Genomic DNA, 25,904 nt, shown 5'->3' with positions numbered 1-25,904 from the left:
TCTTAAATTTTTTTCTATAACTTTTAAAAAACTTTTTTTTAAAAATTTTCAAAAATCTTTTCCGGGTACTATATTTTTCCCAAGTTCGATACCAATTACTGTATCCTTTAGCTGTTTGATGCCAAATAAAAAGAGAAAGCAAAAACTAAGCTTTCTCTTTTTACTCAAATTTTTTATTTCTTTAAATTCCATTTAGTTCCTTCTTTAGAATCTAAAATTTGAATATTCATGGAACTTAATTTATCCCTGATTTCATCTGCTTTAGACCAATCTTTATTTTTTCTTGCCATATTTCTTTCTTTTATAAGTTTATCTACAAGTTCGCTATCTACATTAGAATCTAAACTTTGTTCCTCATCTGGCTCAAACAAATTCATTGATAGTACTGTATCAAAGCTCTCTACTAAATGGCATTTTTCTCTGCTGGTAAGTTCATTATCTTTTACTACTTCCCATAGAACAGTAAAAGCATTTGGCATATTCAAATCATCACTTATTTTTTCTGCAAATTTATCCTTATAATTTTTTATCTTTTCCAGGTCTAATCTTTGATCTTCGTTTGCATCCTTTGCTAGAGCTGCTACTTTATTCTTTAATTTTTTATATGCAATTTCCGCATCCTTTAGTGCATCAAAACTGAATAACAATTGTTTTCTATATCTTGATTGAAGACAAAAATATCTATAAACTAGCGGATTAAATCCTTCTTCCTCTAATTTATTTACTGTTAAAAAATCACCTTTAGATTTTGACATTTTTCCACTATCCAGAACAAGAAACTCCCCATGCATCCAGTAATTTACCCATTTATGTCCTATTGCTCCTTCAGATTGAGCAATTTCATTTGTATGATGAACTGGAATATGATCTACTCCGCCGCAATGTACGTCTATTCTTTCTCCTAAATATTTCATAGACATAGCTGAGCACTCAAGATGCCAACCTGGAAATCCTCTTCCCCAAGGCGAATCCCACTGCATAATTTGATTTTTAAATTTTGAATTTGTAAACCATAATACAAAATCTAGTGGATTCTTTTTATTTTCATCTACTTCTACTCTATTTCCAGCTTCCAATTCTTCCATGCTCAAGTTTGCAAGCTTATTGTAATCTTCAAATTTATCAATTTCATAATATACATTTCCATTTGATATATAAGTGTATCCCTTTTCCTCTAGCTTTTTTATTAAATTTATCATATCATCAATATGTTCTGTAGCTCTACAAATTACAGTTGGAGTTTCTACATTTAATTTTTTACAATCATCTAAAAATGCATTTTCATAAAATTTTGCTATTTCCCATACACTTTTATTTTCACGTTTTGCACCTAATTCCATTTTATCTTCACCTTCATCTGCATCAGACTGAAGATGACCTACATCCGTAATATTCATTACATGCTTTACTTCATAACCTAAATATCTTAAAGATTTTTTTAATACATCTTCAAATATATATGTTCTTAAATTTCCGATATGTGCAAAATTATAAACGGTAGGCCCACAAGTGTACATTCCCACCTTTCCTTCCAATATAGGTACAAATTTTTCTTTTTTTCTGGACATAGTGTTATAAACATAAAAATCCATAGGTAGTCTCTCCCTTCAATACTTTTGTTTTTATGTATTACAAAAAGTTCTTTACGTAAATTTAGGTAATAAAAAACTACAGGATAATAAAAATCACCTGCAGTGTATAAAATAAATTTACTTAAATTTCAAAAAATACTTTTAATGTACGCAGGTCGTATTTGATTTTAAATGAAAATTAAAACAATTTAAACAACAACACATGATATACGACCTCCTAAAGTTTACTATATATAAATCTTACCACAATTATGAAATAATGCAATAATCTCGAAAAACTTTTATTATATATTATGTTTTATTATTTTAATATTATACATTAACTGACACTAAAATACAGAATAAAATTTATAATGATGTTTTTTAATTAAGCGTGAACTAAAATTAATCGAATATATTTAGAAGTGTTTTTTAATAACTTACTTTAAATCCCATAAGACATTTACCAAATCTTCATTGTAATATAAATTTTCCATAGGATTATCGAAATATTTTCTGCCATCTCCATAATACATAAAGCACTCTTCCTCATTACGAGGTCCTTCCATCTGTATAGGGAAAAATAATCTTGTATACCTAAATGGTTTTACACCATCACCTATGATATCCATTTCATGTTCTTGAAGATATATAAATTCTATAGATAATGCATCGTTTTTTCTTTTGTTTATAAGCTCTTCGCTGACCTCTTTTTTTATACTAAAAACCTTTGGATTAAATCTTTTATTTGTTATTTTTACAATGTTGTCCATCTTTTTATCGGACTTTTTAATCACCTTTTGTTTACCCTCACTATAAACTATAATTTTATCAGGAATATCTATACATCCTCTGTGTTCATTATAACAGCCTATTAAACAAAGTTGAAATATGAAGGCAAAAACTAATATCAATAATATTCTATTTTTCACACCAGTCTCCCTTCTTAAAACCATAATTCTATATTGCCATTTGTCAAAATTATACCATTTTTCTTCCAATATTGCTATATATAAAACTTTACAATGTGTTCATTTCTTACGATAATTGCAGGAAATGATTATAACAAATTCATATTTTAGTCATAATTTAAAACTTTTTTCATTAAATTTTGAAAATACAGCTTTGAGTTTATAAAAAAAAACATTTTTATTGTATAATATATAGGAGATAGTAAGGGGAGAAATAAAATGATTAACTATAAAAGATGTTCAGAAGTAAGTATAGATTCAGTATTTAGTGCCTTTAAAATTGGTTTTAGCGATTATATGATAAAAATAGATATATCTAAAGAAGTTTTCATAAATAGATTTTTTAATACTGAAGGTAATTCTATAGAAAGATCCTTTATAGCACTTGACTCCAATAGTCCTGTAGGAATCATTTTGGGAGGAATAAAAAACTATGAAGGTATTCCTACTATGAGATGTGGAAGCTTTGCTGTACATCCATCCTATAGAGGTACAAATGTAAGTGTAGACTTATTTAAACTACACAGAAATGAAGCTGTAAGAAATGGATGCAAACAATTATTTTTGGAAGTGATTAAAGATAATTTTAGAGCGATAAAATTTTATGAAAATATGGGTTATCAGAAAATATATGAATTAAATTATTTTTATACACAAAATATGAAACCTTTAACAAAAAACAATAATATACAGTTGGAAATAAAAAGAAGAGATATTAACGATATAAAATTAGTATTTAAAAATTTAAAGGATTTTCACATAAACTGGCAAAATGACATTGATTATATGGATAAAGTCAATGATGCCTATTTTTATAGTGCTTACAAACAATATAGTCTTTTAGGAGTTTTATGCATAGATTCTAGTGGAAGAATAATATTTTTATGGGTGAATAAGCATTATAGATGCAAATCCATAGGCAAAACTTTATTATCCTCAGCTTATATTGATTTAAATTTATCTAAACTATCAGTAGGATTTCCTAACAATAACTTAATGCAAGGATTTATAAACCATATAGGATTTGTTAAAAATCCTATATCACAATATGAGATGTATTTAACTCTTTAAAAATAATCAACTTTAGCAATATAAAATAATGCAACACAACTTTTTAGGGGGAGTCCGCATTGAATATATGATGTATAAAAGCCAACCGTTCATTAAGTAGCTCTAATGCCTAAAATTCAAAAAATCTCTTTCTAGATATTTCTATAAAATAAAAAACAACTTCTTTTTAAACTAAATATATTATCTAAGTATTAGTTATTATTATGAATATAATTTTGTCTTACTGAAGTTACTAGTTTGGATTTTAAATTTTATGCAGTGATATATGATAAGGGCGTTATCACATTAGCTAAATTGTTTTAGTATTATTCTTAGCTCAAAATTTTTGAAAGCCTTAGAACTTTAGTCCTGTTTGAGAGAACCGAGTTTGACAAAGTTCTTAGGCTTTCAAAAATTTCGAGCTTTAGAATAATTAAAACATTTAGCCGTGATGACACCCTTATCATATATCATGGAATAAAAGTTAAAATTCAAACTTCTACTGCAACTTACATCACAATGCTTATTTTAAACCAAAACTCTTGAAAATAATCTACATTTAAATTATGCAGCGGTTTTAATAGATTCTACATATTTTTTTGCTTTTTCAGTATCATATTTTCCTTCTAACTTAGATACAACTACTACTGCTAATGAGTTACCACAAACATTTACAGCAGTTCTTGCCATATCAAGAATACGGTCAATACCAGCAATAAATGCTAGTCCTTCTAGCGGTATACCTACAGAACCTAATGTAGCTAAAAGTACAACAAAGGATACTCCTGGTACTCCTGCTATCCCCTTTGAAGTAAGCATTAGTACAACAACCAAATTAATTTGAGTTAATATTGGCAAATGCATTCCATATAATTGAGCTATGAATAATGCTGCAATAGCCTGATACAGTGTAGAACCATCTAGATTAAATGAATAACCTGTTGGTACAACAAATGTAGCAATAGATTTTGGACATCCGAACTTTTCCATCTTTTCCATAATTCTTGGTAACACTGTTTCTGAACTTGCTGTACTATATGCAAGTATAAGTTCATCCTTTAATACTTTTATAAGTGTAATAATGCTCGTTCCAGCTACTTTTGCTATAAGTCCAAGTACTACTAAAACAAAGAAGAACATTGCACCATAGGTAGTTATTGCTAACTTGCCAAGAGGAATTAAGGATTTAACTCCAAATTTTGAAACTGTTACACCAATTAATGCAAATACTCCAAATGGTGCTGTTTTCATAATTTGATTAGTTACCCAGAACATTGTATCAGCAACACCCTGACATATAGCTAAAACTGGCTTTCCCTTTTCTCCTATTGCAGCAACACCTAAGCCAAACATAACAGAGAAGAATATAATTGCAAGCATGTCTCCTTTAGCAAGAGATTCAACAATATTTGTAGGAACTATATTTACAAAAGTATCTGCAAATCCGTGATGTGATACTGTTTGTGCTGTATTCATGTAATTTGAAATATTACTCTTTACAAGTGAATGCATATCAATACCAGTTCCTGGGTGGAATACATTAGCTATTATTAATCCAAGTACAATAGCAACAGTAGTTACAACTTCAAAATAAATTAAAGTTTTCACACCTAATTTTCCAACTTGCTTAATGTCCCCTCCTCCAGCAATTCCAACTACAAGTGCTGAAAATACAATAGGAACAACTATCATCTTGATTAATCTTAAAAATATATCTCCGATTGGCTGTAAATAAGTACTAACTGCTGGATTGCCATAAAATACAGCACCTACTATAACACCAAGTATAAGTCCGATAAGAATTTGAGTGGCTAAACCTAATTTCTTCTTTTTCACTTTTACCATCCTTTCTTTTTTAATTTGTAGATTCTAAATTTACAATTTATTTTTTTATCATGAATTCATTTACATAGAAATTTTATAATAAATCCTATAAAAATCTACTAAATCAAACTTAAAACTACAAAAGAATTTTTTTAATTTTTCTTACTAATGAATATTTGAAATATTTTTATTCAATTGTATACGTTTACCAATTAATCATGACTGCTAATGTGCAATTGTACATATAACAATTGTCATTTAGTATATATATATTACACTAAAGTTACATTCTTCCAAGTACTAGCATATTTACAATTTTTCTGATATCCTTTTTCTATCAGGTTATTTAACTGGAAATATACTTATTAGAAGTGTAAAATATAAGTTCAAGGGAGTGTAACGCAATTGAAAGAAGACTTATTTATCCTAGCATTAATGATTATTACAATACCTTTAACAGGGGAACTTAAAATGTACCCATTTCATGATACTTTTCGTATCAGTTTTGCTACACCAATTTTTTTATTCTTTTTGCTGTGGATAAAAAAATTACCTTTGTTTATACCAGGATTTATAATTGGGTTTTGCGTTATAGCATTTCGCACAACTTTAGACTTTTTTGTAAAAGGAAGTTTTCAATTTTTCCCAGATTTTATTTATCATTTTTCTGCTTTCTTTTATTATGCAACTTACTCAAGCCTTTTTTATTTAACAAAGGTAAACCGGCTGCACCACCATCCACTTTTATTAGGCTCCTTATGTGCATTAATAGATATAATATCAAGCATTGTTGAATTATTTTTTAGGTATTTCTTTTTGGGTAATAAATTTTATCTCTCTACCTTAGGAATTATTATTATAATAGCAATTATTAGAAGCTTTTTTGTCCTTAGCTTTTTTAATATAATTAAGCTAAATGAGATAAAAGCAGCAGCAAAGCAGCAAAAGGAACAGAATGAACATATGCTTCTTGTTATTTCTGGCTTGTATGCAGAATCAGTTCAATTGAAAAAGTCTCTAAAAGATGCAGAAAATATAACTAGAAATTGTTATGATTTATATCAAAGTTTTCAAGATTCAAAATCTGACTTAAGTCAAAAAGATTTAGCTTCAAAATTATTAGCTATTGCTGGTCAAGTGCATGAAATAAAAAAAGATAATCAAAGAATTTATGCTGGTCTTTCTAAAATGATTTCCGCAGAAAATTCAACTGATTATATGAATATTAATAGAATAGGACATATTATTGTTGAAACTAATGAAAAATATGCTCGTTCTCTTGGCAAAGATATTGAATTTATTTTAAACATTAATGATTATTTTCCAAGTTTACATATTTACACTATATTGTCTCTTATTAATAATTTAGTTTCTAATTCTGTAGAATCCATTAAAGATAAAGGTACTATAAAAATTTCTATTTATAAGGATAATGAATTTATTAATTTTGAAGTTTGTGACACTGGATCTGGTATTCCCGAAAAGAAAAAAAACTTAATCTTTAAACCTGGATATACTACAAAATATAATATAAATGGTGAACCTTCTACTGGAATGGGGCTGCCTTATGTAAAAGAGTTAATTGGAAATCTAAAAGGTACTGTAACATTAAAGGATAACACTATTGAAAATGGAACAGTGTTTAATATAAAGCTTCCAATAAACAGTTTGATAGCGAAAGGGTGGTAAAATATGAATTTTTTGATTGTTGATGATGATGAAGCTATTCGTTCTATGCTAGGTGATATTATCGAAGATTATGATTTAGGCGAAGTTGTTGGAGAAGCTGAAAATGGTTCTAATATAAATGATCAATTATTAAAATCAAAAAAAGTTGATATTATTATCATTGATTTGTTAATGCCTCTTAAAGATGGTATTCAAACAATTCGTGATTTAGGTAATTGTTTTGCCGGAAAAATTATAATGCTTTCTCAAGTAGAAGATAAGGAAATGATTGGAAAAGCCTATTCTCTTGGAATTGAATATTATATTACAAAACCAATTAATAGACTTGAAGTAATAGCTGTTATTGAAAAAATAATTGAACATATGCAGCTTGAAAAATCCATACAAGATATACAGAAAACACTTAATGTATTGCAATTTAATAAAGAAAAGGATAGGCAGGTTCATTCTTTTATGAACAAAGACATAGTGAGCTCTGGTCAATTTCTTTTGACAGAGCTAGGTATAATAGGGGAAAGCGGAAGTAAAGATTTATTAGATATAGTTCAATATTTGTTTGAATGTGAAAACGAAAAGCCTTTTGAGCTAGGATTTCCATCTCTAAAAAAAATATTTATTGATGTAGCCATGAAAAAATTAGGACCTCTATGTGATTCAATGGATTTGAATAAAGAAATAAAAGCTTCAGAACAAAGAATACGAAGAGCAATATATCAAGCATTAAATCATCTGGCTTCTTTGGGATTAACTGACTATTCTAATCCTAAGTTTGAAGAATATGCTGCTATTTTTTTTGATTTTACAGAAGTTCGAAAAAAAATGCTTGAACTACAAAATGGAAGCAACTCTTCTATTTCATCAGTTCACATTAATACAAAAAAATTTGTTAGAGTTCTATATATAGAGTCAAAGAAAAGATTATAAAAAATATTGACTTAAGATGAAATTTCATACTTCACCTTAAGTCAAGCCTCACTTAGTTTTCTTATTTTTTCTAAACTCCACAAAATCATTTACTGTTTCCGGTCTTAATTTTAAAAAATTGATAAAATCCTGCAAGTATTGTACAGTTTCATCATTTATAGTATGTTCTACTTTTTCAGTTTGTTCCAAGACTCCATTAGAAATTCCCAGAATCTTAAAAAACCCTTCTATTATATTATGCCTATTAAGCAGGTATTTGCCCATACTTTTACCTTCTTTAGTCAAGATTATAATTCCATACTTTTCATACTTTACAAACTTTAATTCCGATAATTTTTGTACCATCTTCGTCGCAGAAGGAGGTTGTACATTTAAAGCTTTTGCTAATTCGTGTATACGCGTAAAACCTACTTTTTCTGATAATCTATAAATCATTTCCAAATAGTCTTCCATAGAAGCAGTTAATACATCACATTCCTTTTTCATATATTCACTAAAAGTGAAAAAGTCTTCATTTGCCACTTTTTCCACCTACTTAAATATTTCTCTTTTTAATTTTATAACTCATTTCCTAAAAATAGAACTGTATATTCATATAATATTCATTATATATTGTATGGTGCAGCAAAACACAACTTTTTAGAAGGAGTCCACATATTTAAATATATGATGTGTAAAAATTAACCGTTCATAAAGAAGCTAACTTAATAATTATCTCCAAATAAATCAGATTTAAACTATGCAGCATTTTTAATAGATTCTACATATTTCTTTCCTTTTTCAGAATCATATTTTCCTTCCCACTTAGATACAACCACAACAGCTAGAGAGTTTCCGCAAACATTTACAGCAGTTCTTGCCATATCAAGAATACGGTCAATTCCAGCAATAAATGCTATACCTTCTACTGGTATTCCTACAGATCCTAATGTAGCTAATAGCACAACAAAGGATACCCCTGGTACTCCTGCTATACCTTTTGAAGTAAGCATTAATACTACTACTAAATTAATTTGAGTTAATATTGGCAAATGCATTCCATATAATTGAGCTATGAATAATGCTGCAATAGCTTGATACAATGTGGAACCATCTAAATTAAAGGAATAACCTGTTGGAACAACAAATGTAGCAATAGATTTTGGACACCCGAATTTCTCCATTTTCTCCATAATTCTTGGTAACACTGTTTCTGAACTTGCTGTACTATATGCAAGTATAAGTTCATCCTTTAACACTTTTATAAGTGTAATAATGCTCGTTCCTACAAATTTTGCTATACATCCAAGTACAACTAAAACAAAGAAGAACATTGCACCGTAAGTAGTTATAGCTAATTTACCAAGAGGGATTAAGGACTTAACACCAAATTTTGAAACAGTTACACCAATTAATGCAAATACTCCGAATGGTGCTGTTTTCATAATTTGGTTAGTTACCCAGAACATTGTATCTGCAATTCCTTGACACACAGCTAGAACTGGCTTTCCCTTTTCCCCTATAGCAGAAACACCTAAACCAAACATAACAGAAAAGAATATAATTGCAAGCATGTCTCCTTTAGCAAGAGAGTCAACAATATTTGTAGGAACTATATTTATAAAAGTATCTGCAAAACTATGATGTGATACAGTTTGTGCCGTATTCATGTAACTTGAAACATTACTTTTTATAAGAGAATGCATATCTATACCAGTTCCCGGGTGAATCACATTACCTATTACTAATCCCAGTATTATAGCAACAGTCGTTACCACTTCAAAATAAACTATAGTCTTTACACCTAATTTTCCAACTTGTTTAATATCTCCTCCTCCTGCAATTCCAACTACAAGTGCTGAAAATACAATTGGAACTACTATCATCTTAATTAACCTTAAAAAGATATCACCTATTGGCTGCAAGTATGTACTTACTGCTGGATTTCCATAAAATACAGCACCTACTACAACACCAAGTACAAGTCCTATAACAATTTGAGTTGCTAAAGCTACTTTCTTTTTTTTCATTTTTACCATCCCCCTTTTTTAAAATATATAAAGTTTAAATTTATATTTGTTATGAAATCCTTTACAATGGAATTTTATAATACAATCTATAAAAATCTACCAAATTAAACTTAAATCTACATAATATTTTTTATATTTTTTCTAAACAAACATTTGATTGAAAAAATTACAATGTTTTCTCAAATATAAAACAAAGAAAAAGATTACAAAAAAATATTGACTTAAGGTGAATTTTCATACTTCACCTTAAGTCAAATCTCACTTAGTTTTGTTGGTTTTTCCAAACTCCCAATATATCTTATTTTGCATTATATTTGTCTTCTTATTTCATTTCCACATTTAAATTCTCCTTCTTCTGCGCTATGAACCTTCCAATGGGTTTTTGTATGCATGTCAGTACTCTGTACAGATTGAGCCTGAATGTTTTCCGGATTTTTTTGATCTAAATCTTGAATTTTATCTGGTGCTGTTTTTGCCATTGAACGATAAGTCATAAAACCACCTCCTTTTTATAGTTTTGCTCAGAGGAGTTTTTTTATTATATAAATTTTAAGCCTTCTTTTCCATGAATTTATTCTTTTTCAAATAAGTTTTATAAATATTTATTCTTCTGAACAAATTTCATCTAACTTAGCTAAAATATTTCTATAACCTTTTTTTATAATTTCATTTTCATATAACTGTTTATAAGTTATATCATCTATATCCATGTTAACCGCTTTTTTTAAATTTTCTCCATAAAGTTTTTTTAAAAGCATTGTACAATCTATTTTTACCAAATCGCAACTATTGTTGTCATAATAGTTAAATTCATTTGTATCTCTATTTAACTTTTCTATAATTCCATATAACTGATATATATAACTTAATTCTTTTAAATCAAATTCATTTTTTAAATAAGCAACACCACTTGAATATTCACCATCCATAGGTACAGGATACATATCTGCACTATTTTTATCATTAAAGGACTTTAAGAGTCTAATACTTTGAAAAATGGCAGTACATAAGTCCAGTCTTATTATATTAGCATATTGACGACTTCTTTTTTTCCTTATAGCCTCTTGATACTTCCTATTATCTTCCACTATTTTATTTTGCACTTCTATATTCCTATCAGTAGATCTTTTAGTTGTAAACCAACTAAAAATACCACCAATTATTGCTCCAAGTATTATTGATATAAAAGATATTAATGGTGTTATAAGATGTTGAGGCAAGCTGTTTATCATTTTTCCTCCTTAAGTATTAGTAATAAAATGCTTTTAAATTATTTTTTCTATAAAAAAGCGTTTTTATACTTTAAATCATTTTCCCCTACTTCTTTTTTGAAAATTATTTATACCATCTAAAAAGTCATGCATGAAATTGGATCCTCTAGATATAATAACCCCTGTAAGTATCATTCCCATATAAGGTATACTTATAGGAAGTCCAACTGCATTCATTAAATCTATATTGGACCCAATAGCTATAAGTTCTCCAAAAGCTAAAGCACCAAGTCTATCATAACTAAATTTGCCATCCTGCCAGAACATCTTTGTTGTTTCCCATAAAGCTTCTACTATTAAAGCTGCTATCAAAAACCTTAACAAATTCATTTTTTTATAATATTCACCACCAATTAAAATTACTAGGTAAACTTCTTAAGATGTTTTTCTACAAGTTATATATGCAGTATTTTTTAACATTATGAAAATTAGATATAAAAAATAGTAGATCCAATATGCTTGGTCTACTATTTTTCATATCCTATTTTAATATTTATATTACATTTTTCTCAGCAGATTTACAAATTTCCGTTAAATCCTCAATACTATCTATAATGTAATCCGGTTTATATTCTATAAGTTCCTTTAGTGAAAGAGCTGTATATTTTACTAAACAAGTTTTGCATCCAGCATTTCTTCCACAAAGTATATCATTATGACTATCTCCAACCATTATGGCCTCTTCTGGTAAAATGTTAAGCAGCTCACAAGCCTTTAATGCTGGATCTCCCAAAGGCTTATGCTTTTTTGTATCTTCAGGGCATACTATAACATCCATATATTTGTATATATTTATAAGCTCAAGACCTCTAAGCGCCATATTTCTTCTTTTTGAAGTAACTACAGCAAGTTTTACGTCTATGTTCTTTAAAGCTTTAAGACCTTCTTCTACACCGCTAAATTTTGTAGCTAATTCATCATGCTTACTTTCATTGAAACTTCTAAAAAGATTTAAAAGCAAATCAGCGTTTTCGCTGTCATATCTTGCCATAGCATCTCTTAAAGGTTCTCCAAAAGTCCTTACTATTTCTTCTCTTGAAATATCTTTATTAAAGTGTTTGTTAAAAGCATACTTAAAACTCTTTACAATAAGATCATTAGTATTTATAAGTGTTCCATCTAAATCAAATAAAATTGCTTTAATCATTTAATCTTCTACCTCCTGCTCATAAGTGACTCTACTACATGGTATCATAGTAAACACTTAACAACAAGGGTTATACTAATATCTTATTTAAAATCACCACAATATCTAATTAAGCTAAACACTTTTTGATAAGATTAAAGGTAAAATAAATTGTACTTATAACTATTACGTCAAAGGATAAACTTTTAAACTTTTCAATATCTATACCCTTCACTATCCTTACACCACCTTAATTTAAATTAATATTCCAATCATAAATCCACTTAAAAAAATACTTTTCACTAACATAAATGATACTCCAATAAAAATAAATTTCAATTCTATTTATTTTCCTTTGAAGGTCTTTATTAAATTATGATTTAATATATCGTCGGAATACTGAAGTTCTTTCAAATATTGTTCTTTTTCGGCTTTTAAAGCTTCAGTTTCTGGTATTTTTTCTCCTGTTTTTACATCATAATAAGTATTGGTCCAGGATATATAGAACACCTTTCCATTTGTAAAGGACCCATTTCTAAAAACAACCTTACCACTATTACTATTTAAAATATCTTTTCCTAGCATATATTGTCTAGGCAAATTAAACATATTAGCTAAAGTAGGATACAAATCCATTTGTGATGAATAAGTATGATTTACACCTTTATTTTCATCTCCAGGAAAATGTATAAACATTGGCACCTTTTGATATTTTACCCAATCATAATCAGTAGCATTATTTATTTTTTCAAATTTATAAAGCTCTTGTTCATTATCCTTTGGAATTGCAAAATGATCTCCATACAAAACTACAATGGAATTATCTAATATTTTTTCTTTTTCCAATTTATCCAAAAATGTTCCTAATTGTTGATCTGTATAATGTATTCCCTTTAAATAGTTACCTAAAAGAGTACCTTCATATTCACCTACATTAAAATCTCCATATCCCTTTGTGTCATCATAAGGATAATGACTACTTAGGGTTACTAAAAATGAATAATAAGGTTGCTTAAGAGTTTTTAGTTTATCTAAGCTTTGGTTTAAAAATGATTTATCACTAAGACCAAGTCCTACATTCTCATCTATATTAAAGCTGTGTTGTCCATAAAATTTATCAAACCCTTGTACTGGATACATTACATTTCTATTCCAAAATCCTTCATTATTAGCATGAAAAGCTTCCGTATTATATTGCTTCTCTTTAAGTTCCTTAGCCAAAGAACTATAAGTGTTACCACTATAACTATAATAAGCTGCACCTGATTCTGCAGGATATAATGAATTATTGGACATAAACTCTGCATCAGAAGTATTTCCCCCTGCTACTTGATAAAAATAGTTATCAAAATACATGCTTTTATTTATCCATCTATTTAAATTCGGAGTTATTTCTTGTCCATTTATTTTCTGATTTATAACAAACCCTTGCAGTGCTTCCACCTGTATCATTATAAGATTTTTTCCTTCCGCTGCACCTGTAAAGTTAGTTCCAGTACTTTCATTATTTTTAGCCAAAAAGTCTTTTATTTCCTGCTCCCTTGCAGTTGAAAGCTTAGATGAATTTTTTATAGATGTACTTACAAAATTATATGCATCTATGGCATGGAAATTAATATTCCCTATCATTTTGGTTAAATATACTCTATCACTCATTGAACTTATAAGAGTAGGCTGCTCTTTAGATACTGCATAAACAGATTGAGTATCCATTACAACCCCAATAAGTAAAGTTGCCATAAACATACATGCTTTTCTTAAAAACATTTTTTTATTGTTATTTACAACTTTAAACTTTTTTATAATAGGTGCAAGAAATACTATATCTATTAAATATAAAAAATCTTTTATGTTAATTAAACTTTTTACACTGGCAGATACTCCAGTTAAAAGTTTTACATTTTTTACAGCCGAAACTGTTATTACATCTTTATAATATCTAAAGTATATAATGTCCGCTATTAAAATTAAACTTATTAAAATATCTAATGCGAATAACAATTTTATTCTTCTACTCTGTTTAAACAGGGTAAAGAAACTAACTAATATAAGTATAGACGCTATAATAGGACGATCTACCTTAGCATAAAAATAATCTGGAGATATTTGTTTTCCATAATGCATGACTTTTACATATATTATAATCAAAAACAAAATTAAATCTAAATTATTTCTAATATTTAGCATTAGTTTATCTATATAAAATTTTGTCTTGTCATTTATTTTAAAAGGTATCTTATCTTTCATTTTTAATTTTATATTATTCACTTATAACCCTCCTAACTTATAAACTTATATTACTATGATTAAATTACATATTCGTGACAAGTTAATGAATAAATTGTGAATATCATTATAAAAGCAAGAAATTATAGAAGGATTATCTTTAAAATTACTTACATAAACTTACTTACATAAACTTACTATAAAATAAAATCTAACACCGTTACTTATATTTTTTACACCATATTCATATCCATGGAGCATAAGTATGTTTTTCACTATAGCAAGACCTACTCCCGTTCCACCTAACTTTCTGTTTCCTGACTTATCTATTTTATAAAATTTGCTCCATATTTTATCCATTTCATCTTCTGGTATTTGTTTACCGCTATTCTCTACATAAACTAAAGCCTTGTTATTCTCCAGTTTTTCTAAACTTATCTTAATATATCCATGCTCTCCAGTGTGCCTTATAGCATTGGTAATAAAATTGATTAAAACCTGCTCTATTCTTCTCCAATCCGCATATATTTTTATATCCTGCTGTAAATTCAATTTAAAATCTATAGAATTATTCTCTATTGGTGCTGAAAATCTTTTAATAGTTGATTCTATAAGTTTATGTGCCAAAAATTCTTCCTTAATTAATTTAAAATTTCCAGATTCCAACTGAGATAAATCCAGCATATCATAAACCAAATTCCCCATTCTTTTGGATTCATCTATTATTATATCTATGTAATAGTTCTTATCATCGCCTTCAAATATGCCATCCTTAATTCCTTCGGCATAGCCTTCTATTAAGCTTATAGGAGTTTTTAATTCATGGGAAACTGCAGCAACAAACTCCTTTCTCATTTTTTCTAATGCTCTTTCTCTTTCTATATCATTTTCCAGCTTAATATTAGCTTCTTTTAATGAAGTCAATGATTCATCCAAGTTCTCTGATAAAAAATTTAAAGTATTAGATAAATTTCCTATTTCATCTTCTCTTTGTATATAGCACTTTTCTGAAAAATCTAAAGCTGCCATCTTAGATGCTGTTTCATTAATTTTTAAAAGAGGTTTTGATATCATGTTAGAATATAGAAGTGATAATATTACAATGAGTATTACCGCTCCTACATAAAAATAAAAATAAAATTCTTTTATTACTAAAGATGCTTCATTTACAGGCTGAAGTGAAGATATAGCAAATATTATATTTCCCTTACCAACATTAGAAGTAGCAGTTACTATAGTCCTCATTTCACTACTTTTCTTGGAAGTTATCCTTGTTATAGTCTTATCTTCTTTTTTCATGATTTCCATAATATCAGAACTCATTGTCCAAGACTTTATAACTTCATTAATGATTCTAATTTTTAAATTATCTGCTTTTTCATTATTGGATTTCACTATGAATTTAAGATTACCGTTGTTATCTAATATGGCTATTTTAGCATTGTTACTTTCTTCAAATTCCTTTATAAGTTCCATTTCTCTTTCTTGTGTTTTAGCTTTGTTATAGCTTATCTTAAATTTTTGTATACCATCTTGCAAATTAGCTTTTTTCTTACTTACATAAAATTTTTCAAAAAATAAAGATTGAATTAAAAAATTAGTGCTTATAAAAATTATAAAAACTATAAAAGTTACAATAAATAACTTCCAAGTTATACTTTTATTTATCTTATTTGATATATTATCTTTAAAAAATTTTATGTTTAATTTCATATTCAATACACCTAAGCATATCCTTTCGTTTCAAATTTATATCCTGTTCCTCTTACAGTAGATATTAAATATGCCTTTTCACCAAGTTTTTCTCTAAGTCTCTTTATATGCGTATCAACAGTTCTTAAATCTCCATAGTAATCTATTCCCCATACTGAATCCAAAATTTGTTCTCTACTAAGGACCATTCCCTTATTTTTAGCGAAATAACTTAACAATTCAAATTCCTTTGGAGACAAATATATATCTTCGTCATTGATCTTTGTTTCATGGGCTTTTTCATTTATATAAAGTCCATCAAAAAAGTTGTCTTGATTATTTTCATCTGGATAAGCTCTCTTTAAAAGTGCTTTTACTTTAGCTACTAACAATTTAGGACTAAAAGGCTTTGTAACATAGTTATCTGTTCCTAACTCAAACCCCAATATTTGATCTTCATCTTCTGCTTTTGCAGTAAGCATAATAACTGGAACTTGAGATATTTTTCTAATTTCTTTACAAGTTGTCCATCCATCCATGACGGGCATCATTATATCAAGTACCACCAATTCCACAGTATTTTCTTTAAAAATCTTCAATGCATCCTTGCCATTTTCTGCTTGAAGCACATTAAAGCCTTCCTTTTTTAAATAAGCATCTATTAAAAATCGCATTCTCTCTTCATCATCTACAATTAATACAGTTTTATTCATGTTCAATCTCCTAACTTTAAATCAGTAATCAAAGATTAACAAATAGTTCTAATTACCTTTTTTTAGTTTAACCATCTACTGTTACAACACATTGTCAAACTTGTTAATAAACTTTAAACATATTCTTTTTCCTTCTGTAAAAATATGTTACAGGTTTCATCATCATAATTGCACATAACTACAGTTTCTAAACTGTCAGCCTTATTTTTTAAAAACTCAACTGCAGTTTTTAATAATATATCTGCACATCTATCCTTTGGAAATCCAAATATTCCAGAGCTTATGGCTGGCATGGATATAGACTTCAATCCATAGGCTTCTGCTACATTCAGCACATTATTAGTTGCTTTTTCTAATTTTTCTTCTTCATTTCCTTCTCCCATTTTAGGCCCTACCACATGTAATATAAATTTGCATGGCAATTTATATCCATCAGTAACAACACAATTAGTTACATCTAGAAATCCCCTCTTCTTAATTAAATTATTGCTATCCTTTTGTATCTGCATTCCACCTGCTTTTACTATTGCTGCTGCAGCGCCTCCCCCATGCTTCAACGCTCCATTTGCAGGATTAACTATAGCATCTGTTTCTTCCTTTGTAATGTCTCCTTTCTTGATTATTATGCTCTTCTTGCCGTCAATTTTAATCATAAACATCCCCACCCTTAAATTAATTTAATCTTATAAAATAAGCAAAATGCGAAGCAACTTTTTTACATTACTAATTTTATCCGACTTACACTTTTATAAAATAATCTTATAATTATTGAAGTTTTTTTTCAATATAAATACAGTAATAAATTCTTATATTTTATGCAATATACATATGTTAGTTTTAGTACTAATACCTACACATCTATGCTATAATGAAATGTATGATTTAATGTAGACTATTTAGGAGGTTTTTATTTTGGACACGAGAGAAAAAATACGAAATATATTTTTGTACTTGCTAAGTATAAAGAACATGGATAAAAAAATAGTAAGAGATGTTACAAAATATATTAAAGTAATTTCTGAATCGGATTTGTATAACAAAAAAGGATGTTTAATAAATAAAAGTGATGATGAAAACTGGCTTACAGTTGGTAAAGAATGTGATGATTTATATAACACTTTATTTAAAATATATTCTACTATGGAGAAAAACAGTGAAGATCTGGAAATAATTTGGGGACATGGACTTTTAAGCTTAGAAGTAAATGGTGAAAAAATAATTCATCCCATGTTTAGTACTAAAATGGTGCTGAACTTTAATAGCGAAAAAGCCATATTTACTCTTTCTCCCTACAATAATATAACAAACTTTGAAATAGGAATATTGGAAGGTTTGGATTTGCCTAATCTAGATAAGATATTAGATATTTCATTAGATATAAAAAAGAATGGAATAGATGCAAGGAATATATGTGATATAGAAGCTATTTTAATGAATATTTTAAATTGTTTAAGTGCAAAGCTTGAAGAAAATTCATTAAATAAAGATATTGTTTCTTTAAACTCCGTAAAGGTTTCAACATCACCTGTTTTTTATAACTCACCCTGCATTATTTTAAGAAACATAGATACTAGGATATGGGATGTGGAACTTAAGGATATACTAAATTACATAGATAAAGGTAATCCTATTCCTAAAACTATAGAAGCCTTAGTAAAGGAAACAAGCTCTTTAGGTAATAACGATATTTATAATGAATGGGAAGGCATAGGTAAAGATATATTATTTCCTCTGCCAGCTAATGAAGAACAAAAAGAAATAACTAAAAGACTTGCTAACAATTTTGGAGTAGTAGTTCAGGGACCTCCTGGAACTGGTAAAAGCCATACTATATGCAATTTAATATGTCATCTTATGGCTCACGGAAAAAGAGTTTTAGTTACCAGTCAAACGGATAAAGCTCTAAAGGTATTATCTGAAAAAATACCAGAAGAAATAAGATCCTTATGCATAAGTCTTTTAGGTAATGATACAAAAGCTTTAAAGGATTTAGATGAATCAGTAAGAAAAATAACTGAAAACTTATCCATTAATCCTAATACTCTTTTAAAGGAAATTGAGCCTGTAGAGGCAGAATTGAAAAAATGTAGAAAAAATATAGAAAACCTTATGAGCGAATTAAAAGAAGCTGAATCCTTTGAAAATAAAACTATAAATTACAGAAGCGAAAGCTTTACCCTTACTCAATTATCAAAATGGATTAATGAAAATAAAAATACCTGTTCATGGATAGATGATAGTATAGAAATGAAAACTAGAGCATCCTTGTCACAACAGGATTTTCATAGTCTTATAAAGCTTATGAAGGAAACTAAAAAAGAATATATAGATAAATTAAATAAGGTTGGAAATTTACTGTACAATCTTCCTTCTTATAATGAGCTAACGGAAACCTTAAGCAGAGTAAATTTCTTAGAAGATAATTTGAATAAATACAGAAAAAATGTAGAATTATGCACTATAGAAATTGGTAATGAGAAGCTCGAAGAATTTTTGAAATTCATTACAACAGCTAGAGACAAAATGGCATTAATAGAAAACGGATGGCTTAAATCCATATTAAAATCTTATTATAGCAATGATGCTTATGAAGAGTTTTGGAAAGATATAATTTTAAACTTAAATAAACATGTAAATGAAATAAGTGTTATAAAGCAAATAGTAAATTCACACAACATAAAATTTCCTGTTGGCATAGATATAACTAAGCTTAAGGATGACTTTAAAATAATACATGACCAAATTAATTCTAAAGGAAAACTTGGTTCCATATTTAAATTACTTCATAATCAATGCAACTACATTCTACAGGATTGTGAAGTAGATTACAGACCTTTAACTACCAAAGAACAGTGTGATATATTTAGCAAAGCTATAGACAAGGAAATTTTAGAAAGAAATCTTAGAACCTTATGGAATAATACAGTAAAAGAATATGGTGGAAAGATAATAACTAATTCAGATAGCAATCTTTTAAATACTATTTCAGAAAATATATCGAAAATAGAAATTGTAATTAATTGGGAAGAATCTTACACAAAGATCATAAAAGAATACTTAGGTAACTCCAAATTCCCTATTGAACTTAATTTATATAGTAAAAAAGATTATGATTATTTAATAAACATATTCCAATCTGTAAAATACTTAAGAGAATATGAGGAATTAAATAATAAATTACAGGCTACCAGACAGCTATTTATAAAAAATGATTATTTAAGTGAAGCTTCTGATTGGATTGCAGATTATGATAAAACAAAAATCAGAAAGTTATATGATGAACTGTGGAAGCTCAAGGATATAAAGAATACATCTGATAAAATAAATACTTATATTAGTAAACTTAAAGGTACATGCCCTACATTTACCAAAAAACTATTAAGTCAATGGTCTGATAATTCTATTGATGACAATTATAAAAATTGGGATGATGCTTGGAAATGGAAAGCTGGCAGTTCTCTTTTAAATGAAATATATAAGTTAAAACCTGATCAATTAGAACAAGATATAGAAGCTGAAAAGTTAAGAGAAACTATGCTGATAAAAGAGATAGTAGCCAAAAAAACCTGGTACAATCAAATTATACACACTACTGAATCTCAAAAAAGAAGTCTTTTTACCTGGATGGAATCTATAAAAAGGATTGGAAAGGGTACAGGAAAGCAAGCTTCAAAGTATAGAAGATTAGCTCAAAAGGAGATGGAAAATTGTAAGGGTGTTATACCTGTTTGGATTATGCCTCTAAATAAAGTTATAGAAACTATAAAGTTAGAAGATGATTTATTTGATGTAGTTATTGTAGATGAAAGCAGCCAAAGTGACATTTCAGCAATTACTGTATTACTTAGAGGTAAGAGAGCTGTTATTGTTGGTGATGAATGGCAGATAAGCCCTGAAGCTATTGGTAAGGATAATGAAATGGTGGAAAATCTAATTCATAGATATTTAAAAGAGATTCCTCACAGTGAATGGTTTGATTTAAAAACAAGCCTTTATCACACAGCATTAAGGGTATTTCCTAGTCGCTTAGTGCTTAAGGAACATTTTAGATGTGCTCCTAGCATAATAGATTTCAGCAATAATCTATGTTATTCTGGAGAAATTATACCTTTAAGGTGTCCTGAAACTTCTGATTCATTTTCACCTGTAGTTTCTGCAGTTAAAGTAGAAAATGGTCTTAAAGATCTATCTAAAAATGTAAATGAAGAAGAAGCGCTCGCTATAGTAAATAAAATAGTTCAGTGCTGCAATGATGAAAAATATAAAAATATGACTATGGGGGTTATATCTCTCTTAGGGGAAGCTCAAAGTGAACTTATAGAAAATATGCTTAAGGAAAGCTTAGGCATTGAAGAAATGATACGTAGAAGGTTAATATGTGGTGATGCTTATTCCTTCCAAGGTGATGAAAGGGATATAATTTTCTTATCTTTAGTTATTGCTAAAAATGCTAAGTTTACAGCTTTGACTAAGGAATCTGATATAAGAAGATTTAACGTAGCTGCAAGCCGTGCCAGAAATCAAATGTTCTTATTTCACAGCGTAGATATAGAAGATCTGAATCCAAAATGTGTAAGATCAAGCCTTTTAAGTTATTGTTTAGATAGCGAAAAGAAATCCTTACAGTATGAAAAGGGAAATAATTTATTAGTATCTGGTTTTAAAAATGACGTATTGTGTGCTCTTGAAAAAAGAGGCTACAAGGTTAAACCTAATATAAAAATAGGAAAATACAAGATAGATTTTGTAATAGAAGGAACTTACGGCAGGCTAGCAATAGATTGCTGCGGGGAAGACACTGCATTCTCCTCAAATTGGGAAGAAAATCATAACAGAAGAATGACTCTTCAAAGAGTTGGCTGGAAATTCTTTATACTTAGAGAAAGTGAATTTTACTATAATCCTAATAATTGCATAGATAAAATTTCACATTATTTGGAGTTAAATCAAGAATAATTAATTGTTTAAACATAAAGGTAGCAGCTGTATGTAAAAATAATATATAGCTGCTACCTTGTATTCACTTGACTTTTATTAGGCACTTAATATTAACTCGTCTACCTTACATCGTAAAACTTTCGCAAGGACGACTACTTTTTGAAAACTTGGATTTTTCTTATCCCCTCTTTCTAACTCCTCTAAATAAGATTTTGAAATTGAAGTTTCGTATTTCGGATTCTTCGTAAGATTTTGGATATCCAAAGTAGTATATCCAAGATTTAATCTTATATCACGAATTTTTTTACCGTTTAACATAAGAAAACCCCCTATTTAATTATTAAGTTCCTAGTTCAATTATAACTTCTTTTTCGTAAAAATTGTAGTACTTTTTATACGTTTTTTAACTATTTAATAACAAATTAAAACTAAATTAACATATTGTTAATGAATATAAAATTAAGTTAAGAATTAATAGTTGTGGAATAAATAATTTTCTATTATTCGGGAACATTATAATTATGTATTTTACTTTTTATGGAGGTATATTTATGGATAACAATAAAAGTCATATGAGAACTGATGATAAATCTAATGCTGAACTTAGAAAAATGTATCCAAAAGATGGTGAAGATATAGGTATAGTTCAAGGAGAAAAATTAGGCTCTCATTCCAATGGTAAAAAGTTCACCAAACGCTCCAAATTATCTCACAATGTATAATTAGTAATACATTATCAACAAAGTCCTTTTTTAATAGTAATTAAGGACCTTGTTGCTTTTTTATTTTTTGTAGTATAATGTATTAGACAATATATGCGAGGTGAATTTAATGAAAGATAAAATTCTTCATTTATTAAAAGAAAATGGAGGAAATTTCATATCAGGACAAACAATTAGTGAAAAATTAAATGTAAGCCGTACTGCCATATGGAAATACATAAATATTCTTAAAAAAGAAGGTTACCACATAGATTCCATGTCAAAAAAGGGATATAAATTAACTTTTTCTCCTGATATACTTTCTTTTGAAGAAATAAGTGAAAATTTAACTACAAAATACATAGGTAAAAATTTATTTTATTTTGAAAGCTTAGATTCTACAAATACAAAAGCAAAAGAACTTGCTTCAAAAGATGCAACCCATGGTACTATAGTAATAAGCGAAGAACAAACTTCTGGAAAAGGCAGATTGGGACGAGTTTTTGTATCTCCTAAAAGCAAAGGTATTTGGATGTCTATAATTATGAGACCGGATATTGAACCTTTAAAAGTGCCTAAAATCACTCAGGTAGGTGCTGCAGCTCTTGTTAAAACTTTTGAAAATTTCAATATAAAAGTTCAAGTAAAATGGCCAAATGACATAATTTTAAATAACAAGAAGCTTTGCGGTATTTTAACTGAGATGAGTGGAGAATTAAATAAGGTTAGTTATGTAGTTATGGGTATAGGAATAAATGCAAACTTAGATAAAGAAGATTTTCCAGAGGACTTAAGAGATAAAGCTACTTCCATAAGCATAGAAACAGGGAATTATATAAAAAGGAAAGAATTTGTAAGTATTTTAATCAATACCTTTGAAAAGCTATATGAAGAATTTGTAGAAGAAGATAACATAAAAACTTCTGTAAGCATATGTAGGGATCACTCTATACTTATCGGAAAAGAAATTAAAATTATAAATAGGAATGAAGAAATATTTGCTAAAGCATTAGATTTAGATGAAAACGGTGAATTAGTAGTTGAATTTAAAGATAGAAGCATTCACAAGATTTTTTCTGGTGAAGTTTCCATTAGAGGAATAAACGGAAGCTACACTCCTTAACATGAAAAGCCTGTAATATCTACAGGCTTTTGCCGTTTTGCTCTTTATAAACAGAACCTGTTCTTACCCACTTTTGTCCACATTGGGTACACTTTAAAATTTCGCTATTTTTTCGAATATTAAGCACTAATGTTTTAAATTTATGGCAACCACAGTTACATTTAAATTTACTTACCTTCAATATGGTTTATCTCCCTTCTCAATATCAATGAATCTCACTTATTTAAAGCTTGTTTCTCCTTATAAGCTTACATGAATTATGCATTAGTTTAACTATCAGATAAAATTTAATCTTGTTGTCCAATTATATCATATTAGCTAGCTTTATGCTAATTATACTTTTAAAACTTCTTTTTTACTACTTTATATATTAATATTTATACTGAAAAATATACTTTTCAATAAACTTTTTCACAAAATAACTAAAAAAGCTATGAATTAAGGTTAAAACCTATATTTCATAGCTTATATATTTAATATTGATATTCTCTTAATTCGCTAAATTATTATGCTGCATTACTTTTTCCACTATTCATAGCACTATGCTTATAACTGTATACGAAGTATATTACAAGTCCTATTACTAACCAAACTAAAAATCTAACTTGAGTTATAACTGGAAGTTTAAATATTAAAAGTGCACAGAAAGCTATTGAAAGTCCTGGAACTACAGGTACTAATGGACATTTAAATGCTCTCTTTCTATTTGGCTCATGTTTTCTTAATACTATAACAGCTGCTGAAACTATTATAAATGCTGTTAAAGTACCTATATTAGTAAGCTCTGCAACAACTCCTATTGGAGTGAAGCCTGCAACTACCATACTTATAATACCAACAAGTAATGTACTTTTTACAGGTGTCTGGAATTTTGGATGTACGTCTCCAAATACTTTTGGAAGTAATCCATCCCTTGACATTGCAAAGAATACACGAGTTTGACCATATAACATAACAATTAATACTGAAGTAAGACCACAAACTGCACCAACGGATACCAAAGCTGAACCCCAAGTTATACCAACCTGCTCAAGTGCAAATGCAACTGGAGCTGCTGTTTCTTTAAATTTAAGATATGGAACCATTCCTGTTAATACTGCAGAAACTACAATATACAATATAGTACAAACAATTAATGAACCTATAATTCCTCTTGGTAAATCTTTTTGAGGATTTTTTACTTCCTCTGCTGCAGTTGAAACTGCATCAAATCCTATATAAGCAAAGAATATTACTGAAGCACCTGATAAAACACCACTCCAACCATAAGGCATAAATGGACTCCAATTTGCTACATTAACATGACCTACACCTAATGCTATAAATAATAAAACAACAGCAACTTTTATCCCAACTATTATGTTATTCAATTTAGCACTTTGTTGTACACCTATTATTAGAACGCCTGTTACTACAGCAAGTATAAGAACTGCTGGTAAATTTACGATACCACCTGCATCAGGCGCATTTGCTAAAGCCTTTGGTACAATGATACCTGCAGATGCAAGAAGTTTAACTATATATCCTGACCATCCAATTGCTACTGTTGCAATAGCAAATAAATACTCAAGTATTAAATCCCATCCAATAATCCATGCCCACACTTCACCAAGAGCCGTATACCCATAGGTATAAGCACTACCTGCTACTGGAACCATAGAAGCAAACTCAGCATAACACAAACCAGCAAATGCACACGCAATGCCTGATATGATAAATGATATAACAAGTGCTGGTCCAGAATAATTTGCAGCTGCAATACCTGTAAGTACAAATATTCCAGTACCAATTATTGCCCCAATACCAAGCATAGTAAGTTCGAAAGCCCCCAATACTTTCTTCAATGACTTTTCACCCTGCGTCTCCTTTATGAGATCTTCAATGGGTTTTGTTCTAAATATATTTTTCATAATTATTGCCCCCTTTTTTAATTGGCATTTCAATCGATCGAAATTAATGTATCCTATGAAAATTTTCAAAAATGAATCTTGTTATTATATTACCACCATTATTTATATATTTCAATATCATTTTTATAATTTTAATAGTATTTTTTTAATAAAGTGTTTTTTTAAG

General features: G+C 28.5%; 22 protein-coding genes. 6 read left to right on the top strand and 16 right to left on the bottom strand.

Features of this window, described 5'->3' with window-relative positions; all coding sequences use genetic code 11:
• Positions 1-48 precede the first annotated feature (48 nt).
• The 3 genes from Q6H37_RS09295 to Q6H37_RS09285 all read right to left on the bottom strand — a co-directional run bounded on the left by Q6H37_RS09295 (position 49) and on the right by Q6H37_RS09285 (position 2,503).
• Entirely contained in the window at positions 49-192 is a 144-nt protein-coding gene (locus Q6H37_RS09295) for a hypothetical protein (protein WP_318741239.1), read from the bottom strand.
• Complete coding sequence (gene cysS, locus Q6H37_RS09290) at positions 174-1,592, bottom strand: cysteine--tRNA ligase (RefSeq protein ID WP_318741237.1); 1,419 nt, start codon at positions 1,590-1,592, stop codon at positions 174-176. Before cysS ends, Q6H37_RS09295 begins: the two co-directional genes overlap by 19 nt.
• Before the next feature lie 419 nt (positions 1,593-2,011).
• Complete coding sequence (locus tag Q6H37_RS09285; RefSeq protein ID WP_318741235.1) at positions 2,012-2,503, bottom strand: hypothetical protein; 492 nt, start codon at positions 2,501-2,503, stop codon at positions 2,012-2,014.
• 258 nt (positions 2,504-2,761) lie between these two features.
• On the opposite strand from Q6H37_RS09285, the gene Q6H37_RS09280 reads away from it, so the two are divergent.
• Positions 2,762-3,613: a GNAT family N-acetyltransferase gene (locus tag Q6H37_RS09280; protein WP_318741233.1), complete on the top strand. Its 852-nt coding sequence runs from the start codon at positions 2,762-2,764 to the stop codon at positions 3,611-3,613.
• Positions 3,614-4,156: 543 nt separating this feature from the next.
• On the opposite strand, the gene Q6H37_RS09275 is transcribed toward Q6H37_RS09280, so the two are convergent.
• Positions 4,157-5,437, bottom strand: a complete 1,281-nt coding sequence (locus Q6H37_RS09275; RefSeq protein WP_318741231.1) for a cation:dicarboxylate symporter family transporter — start codon at positions 5,435-5,437, stop codon at positions 4,157-4,159.
• Positions 5,438-5,821: 384 nt separating this feature from the next.
• Between Q6H37_RS09275 and Q6H37_RS09270 the strand changes: the two genes are divergently transcribed.
• Both Q6H37_RS09270 and Q6H37_RS09265 read left to right on the top strand, forming a co-directional pair.
• Entirely contained in the window at positions 5,822-7,105 is a 1,284-nt protein-coding gene (locus Q6H37_RS09270) for a sensor histidine kinase (protein ID WP_318741229.1), read from the top strand.
• 3 nt (positions 7,106-7,108) lie between these two features.
• Positions 7,109-8,029 carry a response regulator gene (locus tag Q6H37_RS09265; RefSeq protein ID WP_318741227.1) on the top strand — a complete coding sequence of 307 codons (921 nt, stop codon included), beginning with the start codon at positions 7,109-7,111 and terminating at the stop codon, positions 8,027-8,029.
• 48 nt (positions 8,030-8,077) lie between these two features.
• Here the strand turns inward: Q6H37_RS09265 and mntR are convergent, their stop codons facing one another.
• The 10 genes from mntR to Q6H37_RS09215 form a co-directional block, all read right to left on the bottom strand.
• Positions 8,078-8,551, bottom strand: a complete 474-nt coding sequence (mntR, locus tag Q6H37_RS09260) for a transcriptional regulator MntR (RefSeq protein ID WP_318741225.1) — start codon at positions 8,549-8,551, stop codon at positions 8,078-8,080.
• 215 nt (positions 8,552-8,766) lie between these two features.
• A complete protein-coding gene (locus Q6H37_RS09255; RefSeq protein ID WP_318741223.1) occupies positions 8,767-10,038 on the bottom strand; it encodes a cation:dicarboxylate symporter family transporter in 1,272 nt (423 codons plus the stop codon).
• A gap of 308 nt (positions 10,039-10,346) precedes the next feature.
• Positions 10,347-10,532, bottom strand: coding sequence for a hypothetical protein (locus Q6H37_RS09250; RefSeq protein WP_318741221.1), 186 nt, complete (start codon positions 10,530-10,532; stop codon positions 10,347-10,349).
• A gap of 108 nt (positions 10,533-10,640) precedes the next feature.
• Entirely contained in the window at positions 10,641-11,270 is a 630-nt protein-coding gene (locus Q6H37_RS09245; protein WP_318741219.1) for a hypothetical protein, read from the bottom strand.
• A gap of 75 nt (positions 11,271-11,345) precedes the next feature.
• A complete protein-coding gene (locus Q6H37_RS09240) occupies positions 11,346-11,639 on the bottom strand; it encodes a hypothetical protein (protein ID WP_318741217.1) in 294 nt (97 codons plus the stop codon).
• A 163-nt stretch (positions 11,640-11,802) separates the two neighbouring features.
• A complete protein-coding gene (gene ppaX / locus Q6H37_RS09235) occupies positions 11,803-12,456 on the bottom strand; it encodes a pyrophosphatase PpaX (protein WP_318741215.1) in 654 nt (217 codons plus the stop codon).
• A gap of 324 nt (positions 12,457-12,780) precedes the next feature.
• Positions 12,781-14,703, bottom strand: coding sequence for an LTA synthase family protein (locus tag Q6H37_RS09230; RefSeq protein WP_318741212.1), 1,923 nt, complete (start codon positions 14,701-14,703; stop codon positions 12,781-12,783).
• Positions 14,704-14,841: 138 nt separating this feature from the next.
• Entirely contained in the window at positions 14,842-16,374 is a 1,533-nt protein-coding gene (locus Q6H37_RS09225) for a HAMP domain-containing sensor histidine kinase (RefSeq protein ID WP_318741210.1), read from the bottom strand.
• A gap of 11 nt (positions 16,375-16,385) precedes the next feature.
• Positions 16,386-17,066 (bottom strand): response regulator transcription factor, encoded by a 681-nt coding sequence (locus tag Q6H37_RS09220; protein ID WP_318741209.1) that lies wholly within the window; start codon positions 17,064-17,066, stop codon positions 16,386-16,388.
• Between the two features lie 113 nt (positions 17,067-17,179).
• Entirely contained in the window at positions 17,180-17,719 is a 540-nt protein-coding gene (locus tag Q6H37_RS09215) for a macro domain-containing protein (RefSeq protein ID WP_318741207.1), read from the bottom strand.
• 259 nt (positions 17,720-17,978) lie between these two features.
• Here Q6H37_RS09215 and Q6H37_RS09210 point away from each other — a divergent pair, with 259 nt between their 5' ends.
• Positions 17,979-22,022 carry an AAA domain-containing protein gene (locus Q6H37_RS09210; RefSeq protein ID WP_318741205.1) on the top strand — a complete coding sequence of 1,348 codons (4,044 nt, stop codon included), beginning with the start codon at positions 17,979-17,981 and terminating at the stop codon, positions 22,020-22,022.
• Positions 22,023-22,100: 78 nt separating this feature from the next.
• On the opposite strand, the gene Q6H37_RS09205 is transcribed toward Q6H37_RS09210, so the two are convergent.
• Positions 22,101-22,322 carry a helix-turn-helix domain-containing protein gene (locus Q6H37_RS09205; protein WP_007060222.1) on the bottom strand — a complete coding sequence of 74 codons (222 nt, stop codon included), beginning with the start codon at positions 22,320-22,322 and terminating at the stop codon, positions 22,101-22,103.
• A gap of 233 nt (positions 22,323-22,555) precedes the next feature.
• Here Q6H37_RS09205 and Q6H37_RS09200 point away from each other — a divergent pair, with 233 nt between their 5' ends.
• Both Q6H37_RS09200 and Q6H37_RS09195 read left to right on the top strand, forming a co-directional pair.
• Positions 22,556-22,726, top strand: coding sequence for a hypothetical protein (locus Q6H37_RS09200; RefSeq protein WP_007060221.1), 171 nt, complete (start codon positions 22,556-22,558; stop codon positions 22,724-22,726).
• 109 nt (positions 22,727-22,835) lie between these two features.
• Positions 22,836-23,828: a biotin--[acetyl-CoA-carboxylase] ligase gene (locus Q6H37_RS09195; protein WP_318741201.1), complete on the top strand. Its 993-nt coding sequence runs from the start codon at positions 22,836-22,838 to the stop codon at positions 23,826-23,828.
• Between the two features lie 506 nt (positions 23,829-24,334).
• Here the strand turns inward: Q6H37_RS09195 and Q6H37_RS09190 are convergent.
• On the bottom strand, positions 24,335-25,738 hold the full coding sequence (locus Q6H37_RS09190; protein WP_318741198.1) for an amino acid permease: 1,404 nt from the start codon (positions 25,736-25,738) through the stop codon (positions 24,335-24,337).
• Positions 25,739-25,904 lie beyond the last annotated feature (166 nt).

It is taken from the genome of Clostridium sp. JS66 (assembly GCF_033561535.1).
Classification (GTDB): Bacteria; Bacillota; Clostridia; order Clostridiales; family Clostridiaceae; genus Clostridium_AM; species Clostridium_AM carboxidivorans.
This window is presented reverse-complemented; position numbering and strand designations above follow the sequence as displayed.